The organism is Collinsella sp. LCP19S3_B11 (assembly GCF_052121915.1).
Taxonomy (GTDB): domain Bacteria; phylum Actinomycetota; class Coriobacteriia; order Coriobacteriales; family Coriobacteriaceae; genus Collinsella.
In genome coordinates, this window is record NZ_JBQKDI010000005.1 from 92,651 (window position 1) to 108,733 (window position 16,083).

A 16,083-nucleotide genomic window follows, 5' to 3' on the forward strand; every position below is an offset into this window, starting at 1 on the left:
CCCAGCACACAAAGCTTTGCGCTGGGGGTCGAATACACGATCGCCGGTGCGCCACTGGAGTAACGCACCACAATCACCTAGCCCTTCGCGGGGATGACGGTAATGCCGTCCGCCGTGATGGACAACTGGTTGCGATAATCACCGTAAACCTTTGCGACCACGCCGGTGGGAATGACGTGCTGATTGACGGGAATCTCGATATCGTTCGAAACCTTGATGGAAAGCTTCTCGAAACGATTGCTGACCACCTCGCCTTCGTTTTGGTGATACTGCGTGTTATCGGTTGTGATCACCACGTCGATCTTGGTGCCGCGATGCTCTTTGGTGTTTTAATCAACCCATTTACCACCTCCGACACAAAGGAAACGCTTGCCTTTCGCAAAAGCTTCCCAATCGAACTTCATAAACTGATTCAATTTCCTCATACTCGAACTCCTCTCAATCCAATTATTTGCTGACTCCGCGTTGCGGCTCGCCGTGGACATCGAGATAGAGGCGCAGGACGTTGCGCAAGATCTCCTCGACATTTCTTGTTGCGGCATGAAGATCATCGTCCCCAAACATTGCCCCATGGAGCTTCGTGTGGGCACAAAGAATCTGGCGATACATGACGCGAGAGAACATCTCTTCGGCCTTCAGGGCATGTCGAACAGCTCGTTCAGAACAAGTCGGCATGCTCGCCGAAGACTCCTTTATAGACGACATTGCCGTACTGGTTGTTGAGATGGAGCCGCATTCAAACGGTCCGCGCATGATCTTCGGTCGGGTCATACACACCTCTTTCCTAAAATTGGATATTACCGACGATTCGTCAACCGTCATCGAGCACTCGGTGAGCACATCATGCCATAAGCTTCTGAGCTGGGATTATTTCGCAAGGACCTGTCGTTCTCGACGTCCTCTGATGAGAAGAAGTGGGGCGTAATGATGACAAAGTATTCAATCACGGAACAAACACAATTTAATAATCACCCAGATGGGGCAAATATGGACATCCAGATATTGAATCGTCGGTATCGTTGGTGTCGCTGAGCCTTCAGGCTGAGGGGGATGGGCCATTTGCGCTGAGTTGCTTGCAAAACGGGGGAGGGGATATCAGAAGAAGGCGGCTTGCAGAAGACATGCCTGAGCGCTAGAGGAGGGGCTGACCAATAGTGTGCTCCTCTTCTGGGGCCAAATCCAAGCGGAGGGGGCATGAGGCCGAGAGGAACTGCTCGTCATGGCTCACCAAAACAAGCGCGCCGGGAAAGGCGGAAAGCGCTCGCTCGAGTGCCTCCACCGAGTGCAGGTCCAGGTGATTCGTGGGTTCGTCCATGACGATGATTTCGGGGGCATCTAGTATACCGCGGGCGAGCATGAGCTTCCGCAGCTCCCCCGGGCTGATGTTCTCGCCGGACAATATTCGTTCGGGATCCGAATTGAGTTGCGCAACGATCGAAAGCAGGGCTCCACGTTCGGCTTGGGGCAGGTCCTTGATTTCCGAGAGGAATTCAATTGAGGATGAATCGTCGACTTCCTGAGGGATATACAGCGTGCGAATGTCCAATCCCGTGGCCTTGCGGCCTTCCAATATCTCCAGGATATGCTTGACCAGTGTTGTTTTCCCCGCTCCGTTGGGGCCGCTTATGCCCAGATGATCGGTATTTCCCAGATAAATCTCGGGAACCCGCAAAGATTGCCTCGGGCCGCACGGTATGCGATCTGAGCTGACGTGAATCAGTGTTTTGCGCGGGCTGGGTTGCGCTTCCATCCACAAGGTGCTTTCGTAGCGCTTTTCGACATGGTGGGCGTCGACGGCGGCTTGCGCGCGCTGGATTCGGGAGTCCATGCGCGAAGCGAGCTTGCCCGCAACGCCGTCTCTGCCAGTGAGAATGGCGAGTTTGATTCGTGCTTTCGCGTCGTGATCCTTCGGATCGACATGACGGGCGCTTCTCTTGGATGCGGACCGTGAGGCGTTTTCAACGCGCCTGATATACTCAGCCTTCATGCGCTTTTCTTCGGATCGCGCAATCGATTTGGCCCGCGCCGCGCTTTCGCGCTCCAGATTCGCCTGCGAGCGAGCTTGGGAGTAGTTGCCGGGGCGCATGGTGACGTGCCCCGACTCAAAGCACAGGCAGTCATTTGCCAAGGAGTCGAGCAACGCACGGTCGTGCGAGACGAGGAGGCCAATACCCTTGTACTCGGCGAGTGCTTTGCAAATCTGCCTTCTGCATTCTGCGTCCACATGGTTAGTCGGTTCATCCATTGCCAGAAGATCGGGATTCTGCCAAAGCGCGACGGCTATTTGAATTTTCTTCTGCTCGCCACCGGAGAGCTCGGAAAAACGCCAGAGCATATCATCGGTGATGCGGAGCATCCTTCTGAGGTGCGTGGTCGCCGGGGCGAAGTCGCACGCAAAATCGAAGAGCATGGGCGGTTCGACTCCGGCTTCTTGCGCGCAATATGCGGAGACGAGACGCGGTGAAACGACGCCGCGATCTGGAATCAGAAGTCCGCACGCAATGCGGACGAAAGTTGATTTCCCGCACCCGTTGTCTCCGACGATGCCGTGCCAGCCGGGGGCAAATGTCGCCGACACGTTGTCGAGTGCGGGCATTGCGCTGCCAGGATATGCATAAGTAATATGGGAAAGAACGAGGGTGGTGGAGCTGTTCAAATTGGTTCTTGACATTGTGCCTCCTCGGCATGGGAGGCCGCGTTTTGCCGCATATGCTCTGATTGGCTCGTTCCGACCAACGTGAACGCCCGTCGACTCGAGTCAAGCTGAAAGAAAATGAGTCGACGGCAATGCTCGCAAAGGTAGTGTTTAGGATATACGAGGATCAGTGAAAAGACGATACGACAAATGTGCAGCCAGATTTATTCTTGGATAGATGGCAATTTGCAAATTGGCGTCGATATGTATCGTCTACAGCTTCACGAATCCTTTTCCTTTCCGGGGCGCTGGCTTGGCATATGGGCCTGCGCTGAATTCTTCCGTAGAGTCTAACAAAGCAATAATGCGGACGCAAGGAGGCGTTGCGTCTGAAAGCACGCCATTGCGTTGGACGCTTGAAGGGGTTTGCAAGTCGATTGAAAGAATACTAGTGCATCCGCTTCTTGTAACTAGCATGCGATGGTGGGCGTCGTTGTTAGCGCCGGGCGATTTTAGCCGCTAATAGTCAACCGATTTTGACCAATCCCGGTCACCGAATAATGGCCACCGTGCCTCCCCGCCGCCACTACGCTGGTGGCGCCAACACGCCGCCCTCGACAGGCTGCTCGACAAGGCGTCGGTGTTCGTGATGCGGGGCCCGAGCTACCGCGGCAGGGGGCTCGACACGTACTCGGTGGAGGCCGTCCCCCAGGCGGTGAAGGTGAGGGGGATCCAGCCCGAGGGGATGTAGGAATGCGATAGGAAAGTCATAGATGCGGGCGTGTTGGCCAAAATGGGTCGGCCGGGATTGGTCAATCTCGGCCGACTATATTTGGCTAAATTTTTCCGACACTAACATCGTGAATGTTGAGCGAGGTCATCGACTTGATTTTTCTGGTGTTTGAGATATTAGCTTTCGCGATTTACCCTCCAAATTGCAGGGGTTTGAGACGACCGGAAAGGAATGCTTATGCTCGATTCTCCGTTCTTCAGCTACTGGGGAAAGGCGAAAGGAGTTGCTTTTCTCCATCACGGCAATATCGCATCGGGGCTCAAAGTCGTAAAAACGTCGTAAGGTACGCGATATGGTTCGCCGGGATCCTAACTAGCTAGGCATTTTTCTGAATCTGCAGATGTTCCCATGGCAGATAAACAGTACGCGTTGCATAGGGCGATACCTTTCATATAGAAGGCTGCTAAAGAGTCGAAGCCGGGCGCATGCCAAGTTTTATTTCTTGGCCAGTTTGAAGTAGCGCTCAAATATCAATTCGAAAACGTAATAGAACATCAATCGACTGTCGAGGTCCATGCTGCCCAAGCGGATTTCTTTTTGCACGGTGTAGATAGGGTAGTCGGCTAGTTTCGAGAGGGAATTTCGAGAAAAGCCGGTGAGCGTGACGACCTTGCACCCGCGCGTTTTGGCTATCGATGTGGCGTCAATAGACACCTGCGTCTCGCCGCTTACGGAAACGCTGAAGACCAGGTCGTTTTTGCCGAGGAGTTCTGCGTAATGCCTCATGACGTGGCGTTCACTGAGCGTGTCGGTATTCTTGCCCATAATTTTGAGCTTTTCAGCCATCTCGAGGCACGGGTATTTCGAAAAGCCCGAGCAGAAGAAGACGATATGCGAGGCGTCCTGGATAAGACTCACAACCGAATCGATGGCCCGGTCGTTAAGCAGATCTTTGGTCTGTACGAGCTGGGTATCAAGAGGAAGTGCCTCGATAGTGAATCGATTGCGATCGAGCGAGGCGGAATACGATTGTTTGAGCTCCGTAAACCCCGAGAAGCCAAGTTTATGGGCAAGCCTGACAATTGTATTGGGAGCGACGAAGAACCGTTCGGCAACGCTCTTAAGCGTGACATCGTCAATATCATCACGCAGCTCGATGATGTAGCGCATGATCTCGCTTTCGAGATCGTTGAGCTTGCTCTCGCCAGCTCGCACATGATCATAAAAAGATTCTTGATCTTTCATAAGATGTTTCAGCCCCTCGCACCTCGCCGTACATATGGTACCGCTTTGTGTAGCCAGGTGAGAAATCGGTAATCGGTCAAGATTGCCTATTGCCCATGAACTGGGCAAACGCGCGTGTCTGCCTACACATATCTGTGTCGTGAGCGAAATCATGTGTCCCCGTTTCGCATTGGCCCACACGGGGACTTGCAAATGACCTTATGTCGCAAAATACCAATCGAAACGAAGCAAGCCGAGGACAGCCGCGGAGCCCAAGGTCTTCGAGAACACCGATCAGCCAACCCTGGAGGGACGGAACATGAAGGATAAGCTCAATATTGTGATCGTTGGCGGCGGCTCCACGTGGTGCCCTGGCATTCTTAAAGCCCTGACCAAGCACATGGACATTCTGCCGCTGAACCGCGTGATGCTCTATGACATCGATGCCGAGCGCCAGCGTCCGATCGGCGAGTTTGGCAAGATCCTCTTCGCCGAGGAGGAGCCCGGTGTGGAGTTTGGTTACACCACCGATAAGGACGAGGCTTACACCGACGTCGACTTTGTGCTCTGCCAGATTCGTACCGGCGGCTACGAGATGCGTAGCAAGGACGAGAAGATTCCGCTGCATATGGGAATCATCGGCCAGGAAACGGTGGGCCCTGGCGGCATGGCTTACGGTATGCGCTCCATGCATGACATGGTTGAGATCGTCAACGACGTTCGCGCCCATAGCCCGGAGGCGTGGATTATCAATTACACCAATCCGGCTGCTATTGTGGCATATGGTCTCGAGCGTGTCCTGCCCGATGAGCATCGCGTTCTCAACATCTGCGACCAGCCTGTCAACCTCATGCGCTCTTACGGTCGCCTGCTCGGTCGCGATATGAGCAAGACGGAGCCTGTGTACTTTGGCCTCAATCACTTCGGTTGGTTCAAGCACATCTACGATGAAGAGGGCCATGACCTCGTCCCGCAGATTAAGGAGTACACGGAGAAGAACGGCTTCCTTCCTGCCGATGCCGAGCAGCGTGACCAGTCCTGGCTTGATACCTACGCCATGGTCAAGGACATGCTCGAGGACTTCCCCGACTATCTGCCCAACACTTATCTGCAGTACTATCTGTATCCCGAGTACAAGGTCGCTCACCTCGACCCCGACTACACTCGCTCCGACGAGGTTATCAACGGTCGTGAGAAGCGCGTGTTCGCCGAGTGCGAGCGTGTTGCCAAAGTCGGCACCGCAAAGAACTCCTCGGTTGTGCAGAACGATGCTCATGGCGATATGATCGTGGAAATCACCTCGGCCATTTATCGCAACACCAATAAGACCTTCATTGTCATCGTGCCCAACAACGGCATTATCGAGGGTATGCCCGATGACGCCATGGTCGAGGTCGCGGCAAGCGTGGGCGCCAATGGCCCGCAGCCCTATGCGGTTGGCAAGATTGGCACCTTCTATCGCGGTCTTATGGAGAACCAGTACGCCTATGAGCGCCTGACTGTTGAGGCTTGGATGGAGGGTTCCTACGAGAAGGCCCTGCAGGCACTCACGCTTAATCGTCTGGTCGGTGACGCAAAGAAGGCGCGTAAGGTGCTCGATAAGCTCATCGAGGCCAATAAGGATTACTGGCCGGAGCTTAAGTAGCTAGTTCCATAGCGTTTGATAACTGTTATGGGGCGTGTGGGTTGTAGAACTGCACGCCCCGTTTCTTTAAGAGGGGTATCCCATGAACAAAGATGAGCTGCTGGCAAAGTTCCAGCGCCTGGGCAAAGTCCTCATGACGCCTGTCCTGATCCTGCCAATCGCCGGCATCCTTCAGGGCTTTGGCAATGCCTTTACCAGCCCCACCCTTACGGCAGCTGTTCCCTGGCTTGCTGCTCCGGGCTTTGCGATTTTCTTTTCGATTCTTAAGGCCGCAGCCGGCATCGTTATGAGCAACATCCCGGTTATCTTCTCGATTTGTCTCGCCTATGGCTTCGCCAAGTCCGAGAAGGCTACCGCGGCGCTTTGTGGCTTTTTGGGCTACATGTGCATGAACTCCGTGATGGGCACGTTCCTTACGGCGACTGGCGTTATCGATCCCGCCAATCTTACGACGGGCCAGAGCACGATCCTCGGTATCACCACGCTCGACACGGGCGTTATCGGCGGTCTTCTGGTGGGTGCAATCGTCGCATGGCTGCATAACCGTTACTACAAGATTGAGCTGCCTGCCGTGTTCTCCATCTTCAACGGCACACGCTTTATCCCGGCGGTAACGCTGCTCTCATGCAGTGTCCTCGCATTGGTCATGTCCTTTGTTTTCCCGTTTATCCAGAACGCTCTCGGTGCGCTGTCCGAGTTCATCAAGACTACGGGTGCCTTTGGTGCATTTGTCTACGGCGCTGGCGAGCGCATGCTCCTGCCTTTTGGTCTGCATCACTTTGTCTATTTACCGTTCTTCTTCACGTCGCTCGGTGGCGTCGAGACCATCGACGGCCAGACCGTTCAGGGCGCTATCAATATCTACAACGCGATCCTGGGCTCTCCTAGCACGCCGTTTAACATCGAGGTCAGCCGTTTTGTCATGAACGGTAAGGTTATCTTCGCCATGTTCGGCCTGCCCGGTGCTGCACTCGCCTTCTACAAGACGGCGCTTCCCAAGAACAAGAAGAAGACCGCAGCGCTCATGATTGCCATCGTGGTGCCTTGCATCCTCTCCGGCATTACCGAGCCGCTCGAGTACTCCTTCCTGTTTATCGCGCCCATCCTCTACGTGTTCCACGCTCTCATGGCTGGTCTTGCCTATGCGCTGACCTATATCCTGCAGTTCAACGTGGCCGGCTCCGCATCCTTTGGCGGCCCGCTCTTGTCGTTGATCTTTAACGGCATTATGGGTGCAGCCAAGGGCTCCAACTGGCAGGTTATCCTGTTCCTCGGCCCCATCTACTTCGTGGTGTACTACTTCGTCTTCAAGTTCATCATTCTTAAGAAGGATCTAAAGACCCCTGGCCGTGAGGAAGAGTCTGGCGATGAGGCCGAAAAGGCTCCCAAGACCGTGATCAGCGACCTCATTCCCGCCATCGTTGAGGCAGTGGGCGGCGACAACAACATTAAGTCTGTCGAGGCCTGCTTCACCCGTCTGCGCATCCAGCTCAATGACTGTGACAAGGTGGTTGATGACGCCGAGTTTACCGAAAAGCTCGAAGCGCGTGGCATCGTGCATGTTAACGGCGGCGTGCAGATTGTCTACGGCAACATGGCATCTAACTACGCAACCCAGATGCGCGAGCTGCTGGGTATGGAGTAAACGCCCCACATATCTATAAAATCCAGTATAAAAGGCGGCGGCAGACAATGTGTCTGCCGCCGCCTTTGAGTTGCCCCACGCGCATTTCGTGTATTTGAAATACACGAAATCGCACTGTCGGAGCTTGCAGGCGGATAGACACTACTCGTATGGGACGGTTTTCACCGGTTGCTCGCCACCTTGGGCTATGTTCGCCCCTATGCCTGCATCCGGGGCTGTGTTGATTGACGACGGCGTTTCCAGCGGGCGAGCTTAATCGTCACCAGCGTGAGCGCCCAGGCCACAAGCGAGAACGCGGCGCCCACTGCGCCTACGTACGCAATGCCAACGCTGCCTACCACGGTGCCGCCCACTGCGGTGCCAAACGTGATGCCGACGTTAAACCCATGGGCTCAACCGAGCTTGCGAGTACTATCGACTTGGGATGGCGGCGGTGTGCCACGCCCATGAAGTGCGTGATGCATGACACCGAGAAAAGGTACATGAGCAGCGCAAAGCTAATGTGACAAAGGGGCAGTCCGTTTGTCACATTCCATACCTTAGAAACTTGCAAATTCTGCAAGTTTCTAAGGTAACATCTTATAAACTTGCAAAAAATGCAAGTTTATAAGATTTCATGTCTGGTCGGGCGCTAGGGAGTCTCTATGGATATCGTTCGCCGAAGCCGTTATCTTGATCGACTCATTGCTTTTCAGGATACCGACCTCATCAAAATCGTGACGGGCATACGCCGTTGTGGCAAATCAACGTTATTGGACATGATGAGGGACTATCTGGCGCAACAGGGGGTGCCAGCCGAGCGTTTGCTGACCTTTAAGATGGAATCTCTAGAGTACGCGGGAATTACGGATTATCTGACGTTTTATCGTATGGTTCGGGAGCGCATCGACGGCATCGATCATCCCTACCTGTTCTTTGACGAGCTCCAGAATGTCGAAGGTTGGGAAAAGGCGGTCAACTCGCTCCGAGTGGATTTGCCGTGCGATATCTATGTCACGGGCTCCAATGCCTTTTTGCTATCGAGCGAGCTCGCAACGCTTATCTCGGGCCGATATGTCGAGGTCAAGATGCAGCCTCTCACGTTTGGCGAATATCTTGATTTTCACTCGATTGATGCGGTCGCCGCTGAAGGGCTTGGTGAGAGGGTCGAACTTGTTTCCAAGACGGGCGATCGCCTTAATTCAAATACCGTGCTTGAGCAGTACATAACCTATGGCGGCATGCCGTTTCTGGCCCATGATGAGCCGAGACGTGAGCTGTGTCGCGACTATATCCGTAGCCTCTACCAGACGATCGTCGCGCGCGATATCCTGTCGCGTGTGACGCGTAGGGGTCGCGGAGCTATCACCAAGCGCGATGTTCTCGAGCGGCTCTGTGCGTATCTGGCAGACAACATCTCCAACCAAACCTCGGTCAACAAAATCGTAGGGACGCTCAACGAATCAGCGGGCGGTAAGACCAACGCATCGACGGTGTCGGCATATATTGACGCTCTGGAAGAGACGTACCTGTTTACCAAAGTAAAAAGGTATGACATCAAGGGGCGGGAGCTTCTTAAGACAGGCGGTAAATATTACATAGCTGATACGGGAATTCGCAGCTATCTTGACGGATATAGAGGTAGCGATAGCGGAAGGATGCTCGAGAACGTTATCTACAACCAGCTTGTCTTTGAAGGATACGAAGTGTTTTGCGGCCATCTACGCGCGGGGGAAATCGACTTTGTCGCAATCGGCGAGGGATCAGACCGCAAATATATCCAGGTTACCGAACGGATCGATGCCGAGGCGACGAGGGAACGCGAGCTGCGACCGCTCAAGCTAAGCACGCTAGGAAAAATTCCTGATTCGTATGAGAAGATCCTGATTGTCAGGGATGGCGACCATCCAACGGACATCGATGGCATCAGAATCGTGGGGGCAGTCGACTTCTTGTTGAGAAATAAGATTACCCGCGGCTAAACGTAAACAGATCCGTTTCGATGCGACAAAGGAGCAGTCCTTTTCGCATTCCGTGCGCGCCCTCGTGCCGTCTGGGGGTATAAGGCTAGCAAGTGTTTATTTGCGAGGCCTAAGGGGCGCCCCGTATGGATATCGATAACTTTGAATGGTGGTATAGCGAGGGCGAGGTTCCGGACGAGGAGTGGGACGAGCCCGCGCCGCATGACGTGTCGAGCGACGAGGACGAGAGCGGCAACGACACCGTCAAGACGGACGCCGCTTCCGACTCGGCCGAACCCCTAACCTTTGAACAGGCCTGGGCCCAGGCTGAGGCCGACGAGGCAAAGGCCGACGCCACGGCCACACTGGGTGAGCCGGCCGACATGTCCATCTCGCCGGCAAGGACCCCACAGCCGCGTCACACTATCGACCCCGACAGCACGGCATCCTTTAGCATTCTCGACGTGCCCGCGCAGGGCGCCCAGGCGCCTGCGCCCACGCATCGCCCCGATCTGGCTCGCGAGGAAGGCGCGGGCCGGCGCTCTCCGCTCGGCCCCATCCTCATCGCCTTCATGGCCGGCGTTATCGCCTGCTCGGCAATCGGCAGCGTTTGGAGCCATGTTGAGCAGCAGCGCCAAGACGCCGCCAAGGTCGAGATCTCCGTCGAACAATCGCTCAGCCGTACGCGCTCGGTGCATGTGTCGGTCGAGGTCAAGGACGGCGCGACGTGGGATACCGCGCGCGGCGACAGCCAGATGCTCATCCATATCGTGGGCCGTACGCTCAAGGGACAAGCGATCGACGAGCACCAATACGTCAATTCCGAAGGTGACGGTATCGAGCTCAAGCCCGGCGACTACGAACTTACGGTCGATGAGCCACCTGTCGCCACCGACGGCACGCGTTTTCGTGCCTCGAAAAGAATGGTTCCCGCGAGCTTTAACTCGCGGGCGCCCGATACGGTCGACACCACCTCGCAGGGCGGGTTTGACCTTTACGTGGATACCCAGTAGGCGCTCGCCGCCCATTTCCGCTATGGCTACTCAATAATCGCCTGCCGTCCCGTCCCGCCGCCAAGAGTGGGACAATAGTTCTCGACACTATTGTTTACTTTTGGAGGAAGTAGCATGTCTACCGTCACTACCATCAGGCGCGGCGGCCTCACCGCGGCCATCGATTCCATGGGCGCCCAGCTCACGAGCCTTGCCCTCAACGGCAACGAGTATCTGTGGCAGGGCGATCCCGCTTTTTGGGGCAAGCATGCGCCCATCCTGTTCCCCATTGTGGGCTCGCTGCGCAACAACACGGCGACGTCTGCGGCCGGCAGCTGCGAGATGGCGCGCCATGGCATCGCGCGTATCGTGGAGCACAAGCTGGTCGAGGTGTCGGAGGACGGTTCGTCCGTCACCTACGAGATCACCGATACGCCCGAGTCGCTCAAGGCCTTCCCGTTCCACTTTAAGCTCAACATGACCTATGCCCTGACTGGCGACGCCACTCTTACGCAGACCTTTGCCGTCACCAACACCGGCGACGTGGACCTGCCGTTTTCGGTGGGCGGCCACCCCGCATTTAACGTGCCCGTTCCCGGTGCCGAGGACGAGGCGTTCGAGGATTACGAGCTGGCGTTTACCGAGGCTTGGACTAACGAGGCCCCCATCATCACGCCCGATGGCCTTATGACGTTCGAGGGAAGCTACAAGGCTCCCGATAACTCGGACGTGCTGCCCATCACACACCGTAGCTTCGACAACGACGCCATCATGTTCACCGATACCCCGGGCTCCACGCTCACGCTGCGCGGTCGCAAGTCGGGCCACGGCGTCAAGATTGACTTTGAGGGCTTTAAGTACATTGGCGTGTGGTCTGCCGCCAACGACGCCCCGTTCGTGGCGCTCGAGCCTTGGACCGGACATACCACCATGGACACCGAGGACGACGTCTTCGAGCACAAGGTCAACACCATCACCTTGGCTCCCGGCGCCACCGACAAGCGCGCCTTCGAGGTTACGCTGCTCTAGAGAGCGGGGGCCATCGGCCGCGTGCTCGAGGAGCGCGGCGTTGAACTTGAATACCTGATTGACGAGGGTGACTACCGTATTGTTTCGGCTGCCGAGTACGGCGCGGGCGAGGGCTGGCTTATGCATGCCGACCTTGCCGAGAAGGGCTATGCCGATATCGTGCTCAAGACGAAGAGCGAAGGCGGACATTCGTCCAACCCCTACGGCGGCACATCGCTCGAGGTATTGAGCCGCGCTATCGCCGCAATCTGCGATATCGAGTGGCCGACGCGCGTGACCGATCTGCTTGCCGCGCAGCTTGTCGAGTTGGGGCTCTACACGGCGGATGAGATTGCCGCCAACGGAGGCGTCATTGTTCGCGACTGCCTCGCCAGCAACAAGCTCTATCCGCTCGTGACCACTACCTGTGCGCCCACGCAGATTGAGGGCGGCAGCACTGGCGCCAACGTGATGCCGCAGGATATGTGGGCCAATATTAACTTCCGCATGCTCGAGGGCACGGGCGTGGCTGATGTTGTTGACCGTTGCCGCGAGGCCGTTGCCGCTGCGGGCCTTACCGGGCGCGTGGAGGTCGAACTTGGCCCCGGCAGCTCAGAACCTTCGCCGTCCCCACGTGTTGGCGGACCGGGGCTCGAGGCCGTTCGCGCTATTGCCGCCCGCTACTTTCGTGATCAAAAGGGGGCGGAGGAAAACGTACCGAATGCGGCGGGCGGGGCTGCTGTCGGCATTGTGCCCTCAACTGTGATCGGTGCCACCGATGCGGCTAACTATCAGCGTATTTGCTCTGAATGCATTCGCTTTTCGGCGTTTGTGGTCGACGATGACGAGTGCGATCGCGGTGTCCACGGCACCAACGAGCGCATTACCCGCCGTGCCTACCTCCAGGGTGTCCACTTTTTCATCGCTCTGCTTCAAACGCTCTAGAATGTGACAAAGCGACAGTCCCTTTGTTAGCCGTTGTAGTCGTTGGGGACGTTCTTAAACGACTCGTCGTTAAGGAACGTCCCCAACGACTACGTCCACTCATTCCGTGCGGGTTATATGCAGGTTTGCCTGCGCACGCTATCATATATGGGTTAGACCGCAACTATGTACCCTATACGCGAAGGGATGCGCATGTATCTGAAAATCGACATGTTCTAGCTGGGCTTACCCCGCAACGGCGCCATGCGCCCCATCAATTCCGCCGATTTTCACCTTCACGCATATAAAGGAGTTCCGCCATGCGCGACAAGCTCGAAAAGATCATCAAGGCCTACGAGGAGCTCGAGAAGAAGCTTTCCGACCCGGCCGTCGCCTCCGACATCAAGGAGTTCACGCGTCTCAACAAGGAGTACGCGCACCAGTCCGACCTCATTGCCGCTGCGCGCGAGTACATCGGCGCGCTCGACGACATCGAGGCTGCCAAAGAAATGCTCCGTGACACTACCGATGCCGACGAGAAGGAGATGCTCCAGATGGACATCTCCGAGAACGAGGACAAGCTTCCCCAGCTCGAGGAAGACATCAAGTACATGCTCATCCCGAGTGACCCCAATGACGACAAGAACACCATCGTCGAGATCCGCTCCGCCGCAGGTGGCGACGAGGCGGCCATTTTCGCCGGTGACCTGTACAAGATGTACCAACGCTTCTGCGAGTCGCGTGGCTGGAAGACCACCGTGCTCGACTCCAGCCCCAGCGAGGCCGGCGGTTTTAAGTCCATCGAGTTCAAGGTCGAGGGCGACCGTGTCTACTCCGTCATGAAGTTCGAATCCGGCGTGCACCGTGTCCAGCGCGTTCCCAAGACCGAGTCCCAGGGCCGCATCCAGACCTCCACGGCAACTGTCGCCGTGCTTCCCGAGGCCGAGGAGATCGACGTTCAGATCAACCAGTCCGACCTGCGCATCGATACCTACTGTGCCTCCGGTCCTGGCGGTCAGTGCGTTAACACCACCTACTCCGCCGTGCGCATTACCCACCTGCCCACCAATACCGTGGTGCAGTCGCAGGAGCAGCGTTCCCAGATTCAAAACCGCGAGGTCTGCATGCAGATGCTGCGTGCCCGTCTGTACGAGATGGAACTCGAGAAGCAGCAGGCCGAGCTCGGCGCCGAGCGCCAGAGCCAGATTGGCCACGGAAACCGTTCCGAGAAGATCCGTACTTACAACCAGCCCCAGGACCGCGTGACCGACCACCGTATCGGTTTCAACTCCACCTACAACGGCGTCCTTCTGGGCGACCAACTCGGTGCCGTCATCGAGGCGCTTGCCGCCGCCGAGCGTGCCGAGAAGCTGGCACAGGCCGTGTAGTAGGTTCCGCCGTTCTACCGAACGGCGGACCGGCCGACGCTGCGCGCCGCCCAGGGCGACAATTTGTCATTCAAAAGGCAAGGCATGACCAGAAGGTCTATGCCTTGCCTTTTTCATGCCAACTTATTCGCCCTGGACGGCGCTCGCTGTCCGTCCTCTACCTGCGGCGGGTAGTCATTGGGGACTTATGCTCAACCTGCGGCGCCTCAGAGGTAGTCATTGGGGACGTTCTTAAATGACTAGGTTGGGTAAATTACTTTTCGAGTTTATTTAATCTACTTTGTTGGAAATTAAGCTGTCTACCTGCTCAAAGTAATTAACAGCCTTCATCTGCAATTGAAAATATTGATCGAAATATCGTCCAAGAAGTCGCGGGGCCCTTTTTGGTGCGTCGCACGTCAAGTGATTTGGCAAGTTCTTGGTTAGATATTGGTCAGTTTTGGGGCAACCTTGCCAAAAGCTTGACGAATGCAAATCTAGACGTCGGCGAATGAACACTTTGAGCGAGCCCGGTGCAAAATTCTGGGCTGATTCTCGATAATCGCTTCCAATCGTCTCTCGCCGCGTGCCGCCCTCGCGTACAATCTGCTCCGACATTCGCGCGCCGCCCGGCGCTTAAGAGGGGAGGACCCATGGCAAACGAGATCTGGACCATCAGGCGTTGTCTCGAGTGGACCAAGGAGTACCTAGCCGAGCGCGGCGAAGAGCACCCCCGTCTTTCTGCCGAGTGGCTGTTGTGCGCAGCCACGGGCCTAGCGCGCATCGACTTATATATGCGTATGGACGACACACTCGATGCAGCGCAGCTCGAGACCATGCACGCGGCGGTTGTCCGTCGCGCCAAGGGCGAGCCGCTGCAGTACATCACCGGCAGCACGCAGTTCCGCATGATCGACGTCGCGTGCGCCCCCGGCGTGCTCATTCCACGTCCCGAGACCGAGATGCTCGTCGAGGAAGTCCTCAATTATCTGGATGCCGAGGTTCTGAGCCCCGAGGCTGCCACCCGCCAGCGCGTAGAGTTGCCATGGAACGACGAGGTCGAGCAGGCGCGTAAAGCCGAAGTCGCATTGGCTGACGAACGCGCGACTGCCGAGCGCCGTGCCGCCAACCTCACGGCTGCCGATGAGGCGGCGTTGGGCGGAGACGTGCTGGGCAGCCGAGCTTATGCCGAGGAGCTGGCCGATCGTGAGGCCGAGGAAGCCGCCGCGCAGGCAGCTGAGGCCGAGACCGCGGAAGTCGCTGAGCCCGAGCTCGACGAATACGGCATTGCCATCGAAGGCGTCGAACAAGAGACGGCCCTAGTGCAGGATGCCGCCGCGTCTGTGCCTGCCGACCCCCGCATTGCCCGCGTTCTCGAGGTCGGCTGCGGCACAGGCTGCATTTCGCTCTCCCTTGCTTGGGAGCGTCGTGGCCATGTCGCCTGCACCGCTACCGATATCGAGCCGCGCGCCATCGACCTGGCCACCAAAAACCGCGATGCACTCGGGCTGACGTCCGATGAGGTCGCCTTCAGCCTCACGAACCTGGTGAGCTCTATCCCCCGCGAGGAGTGGGGCACCTTCGACGTGCTCGTTTCCAACCCGCCTTATATCCCGACTGACGTCATGCGCTCGCTGCCGCACGAGGTCAAGGACTTTGAGCCCGATTTGGCGCTCGAGGGCGGAGCCGATGGCCTTGATATCTTCCGCCGCCTGCTCAATGCGGCGCCCTATATGCTGCGCGCCGGCGGCCTGTTTGCCTGCGAGCTCTATGAGGGCGCCCTCGACGCCGCGGCCGAGCTCTGCCGCCAGGCGGGTCTTTCGGACGTACGCATCGTCCGTGACCTCACCGATCGTCCCCGCATCGTTCGAGCTATCGTCACCGAGCCCAAACAACGTCAGTAAAGTACGAAGCGCATTGGCGGCGCGGCGGCGGGAGCGCTGCGCCGGAAATGTAAAGAGGCTTGTCAC

The 16,083-nt window shown here is 56.8% G+C and carries 13 protein-coding genes; 9 read left to right on the forward strand and 4 right to left on the reverse strand.

Features of this window, described 5'->3' with window-relative positions; genetic code table 11:
• Window positions 1-77 precede the first annotated feature (77 nt).
• The 4 genes from ACTQV4_RS04460 to ACTQV4_RS04475 form a co-directional block, all read right to left on the reverse strand.
• Window positions 78-296 (reverse strand): hypothetical protein, encoded by a 219-nt coding sequence (locus ACTQV4_RS04460; protein WP_117734897.1) that lies wholly within the window; start codon window positions 294-296, stop codon window positions 78-80.
• A 151-nt stretch (window positions 297-447) separates the two neighbouring features.
• Complete coding sequence (locus ACTQV4_RS04465; RefSeq protein WP_117734898.1) at window positions 448-771, reverse strand: hypothetical protein; 324 nt, start codon at window positions 769-771, stop codon at window positions 448-450.
• A gap of 361 nt (window positions 772-1,132) precedes the next feature.
• Complete coding sequence (locus ACTQV4_RS04470) at window positions 1,133-2,671, reverse strand: ATP-binding cassette domain-containing protein (protein ID WP_441016970.1); 1,539 nt, start codon at window positions 2,669-2,671, stop codon at window positions 1,133-1,135.
• 1,192 nt (window positions 2,672-3,863) lie between these two features.
• Window positions 3,864-4,613, reverse strand: a complete 750-nt coding sequence (locus tag ACTQV4_RS04475; protein ID WP_441569386.1) for a MurR/RpiR family transcriptional regulator — start codon at window positions 4,611-4,613, stop codon at window positions 3,864-3,866.
• Window positions 4,614-4,911: 298 nt separating this feature from the next.
• On the opposite strand from ACTQV4_RS04475, the gene ACTQV4_RS04480 reads away from it, so the two are divergent.
• The 9 genes from ACTQV4_RS04480 (at window position 4,912) to ACTQV4_RS04520 (ending at window position 16,017) form a co-directional block, all read left to right on the forward strand.
• Window positions 4,912-6,237 carry a 6-phospho-alpha-glucosidase gene (locus ACTQV4_RS04480; protein WP_089573127.1) on the forward strand — a complete coding sequence of 442 codons (1,326 nt, stop codon included), beginning with the start codon at window positions 4,912-4,914 and terminating at the stop codon, window positions 6,235-6,237.
• Window positions 6,238-6,319: 82 nt separating this feature from the next.
• Entirely contained in the window at window positions 6,320-7,882 is a 1,563-nt protein-coding gene (locus ACTQV4_RS04485) for a PTS transporter subunit EIIC (RefSeq protein ID WP_427794056.1), read from the forward strand.
• Between the two features lie 224 nt (window positions 7,883-8,106).
• The gene (locus tag ACTQV4_RS04490) at window positions 8,107-8,388 is read left to right on the forward strand and encodes a hypothetical protein (protein WP_441031985.1); all 282 of its coding nucleotides are present in this window, start codon (window positions 8,107-8,109) and stop codon (window positions 8,386-8,388) included.
• A 138-nt stretch (window positions 8,389-8,526) separates the two neighbouring features.
• Window positions 8,527-9,843: an ATP-binding protein gene (locus ACTQV4_RS04495; RefSeq protein WP_441031987.1), complete on the forward strand. Its 1,317-nt coding sequence runs from the start codon at window positions 8,527-8,529 to the stop codon at window positions 9,841-9,843.
• A gap of 125 nt (window positions 9,844-9,968) precedes the next feature.
• Window positions 9,969-10,835: a hypothetical protein gene (locus ACTQV4_RS04500; protein WP_441031989.1), complete on the forward strand. Its 867-nt coding sequence runs from the start codon at window positions 9,969-9,971 to the stop codon at window positions 10,833-10,835.
• 114 nt (window positions 10,836-10,949) lie between these two features.
• Window positions 10,950-11,843 (forward strand): aldose 1-epimerase family protein, encoded by an 894-nt coding sequence (locus ACTQV4_RS04505; RefSeq protein WP_427727722.1) that lies wholly within the window; start codon window positions 10,950-10,952, stop codon window positions 11,841-11,843.
• Between the two features lie 21 nt (window positions 11,844-11,864).
• Window positions 11,865-12,767 carry a peptidase dimerization domain-containing protein gene (locus ACTQV4_RS04510; protein ID WP_441031991.1) on the forward strand — a complete coding sequence of 301 codons (903 nt, stop codon included), beginning with the start codon at window positions 11,865-11,867 and terminating at the stop codon, window positions 12,765-12,767.
• Window positions 12,768-13,066: 299 nt separating this feature from the next.
• Window positions 13,067-14,134: a peptide chain release factor 1 gene (prfA, locus tag ACTQV4_RS04515; RefSeq protein ID WP_154518366.1), complete on the forward strand. Its 1,068-nt coding sequence runs from the start codon at window positions 13,067-13,069 to the stop codon at window positions 14,132-14,134.
• Window positions 14,135-14,766: 632 nt separating this feature from the next.
• Window positions 14,767-16,017: a N5-glutamine methyltransferase family protein gene (locus ACTQV4_RS04520; RefSeq protein WP_441031993.1), complete on the forward strand. Its 1,251-nt coding sequence runs from the start codon at window positions 14,767-14,769 to the stop codon at window positions 16,015-16,017.
• Window positions 16,018-16,083 lie beyond the last annotated feature (66 nt).

What these genes read in the sequence shown, in the direction of transcription:
- ACTQV4_RS04495 (WP_441031987.1), top strand. Translation starts at nt 8,527, where the DNA reads ATGGATATCGTTCGCCGAAGCCGTTATCTTGATCGACTCATTGCTTTT.
- ACTQV4_RS04470 (WP_441016970.1), bottom strand. Translation starts at nt 2,671, where the DNA reads ATGTCAAGAACCAATTTGAACAGCTCCACCACCCTCGTTCTTTCCCAT.
- ACTQV4_RS04505 (WP_427727722.1), top strand. Translation starts at nt 10,950, where the DNA reads ATGTCTACCGTCACTACCATCAGGCGCGGCGGCCTCACCGCGGCCATC.
- prfA (WP_154518366.1), top strand. Translation starts at nt 13,067, where the DNA reads ATGCGCGACAAGCTCGAAAAGATCATCAAGGCCTACGAGGAGCTCGAG.
- ACTQV4_RS04485 (WP_427794056.1), top strand. Translation starts at nt 6,320, where the DNA reads ATGAACAAAGATGAGCTGCTGGCAAAGTTCCAGCGCCTGGGCAAAGTC.
- ACTQV4_RS04465 (WP_117734898.1), bottom strand. Translation starts at nt 771, where the DNA reads ATGACCCGACCGAAGATCATGCGCGGACCGTTTGAATGCGGCTCCATC.
- ACTQV4_RS04520 (WP_441031993.1), top strand. Translation starts at nt 14,767, where the DNA reads ATGGCAAACGAGATCTGGACCATCAGGCGTTGTCTCGAGTGGACCAAG.
- ACTQV4_RS04500 (WP_441031989.1), top strand. Translation starts at nt 9,969, where the DNA reads ATGGATATCGATAACTTTGAATGGTGGTATAGCGAGGGCGAGGTTCCG.
- ACTQV4_RS04475 (WP_441569386.1), bottom strand. Translation starts at nt 4,613, where the DNA reads ATGAAAGATCAAGAATCTTTTTATGATCATGTGCGAGCTGGCGAGAGC.
- ACTQV4_RS04480 (WP_089573127.1), top strand. Translation starts at nt 4,912, where the DNA reads ATGAAGGATAAGCTCAATATTGTGATCGTTGGCGGCGGCTCCACGTGG.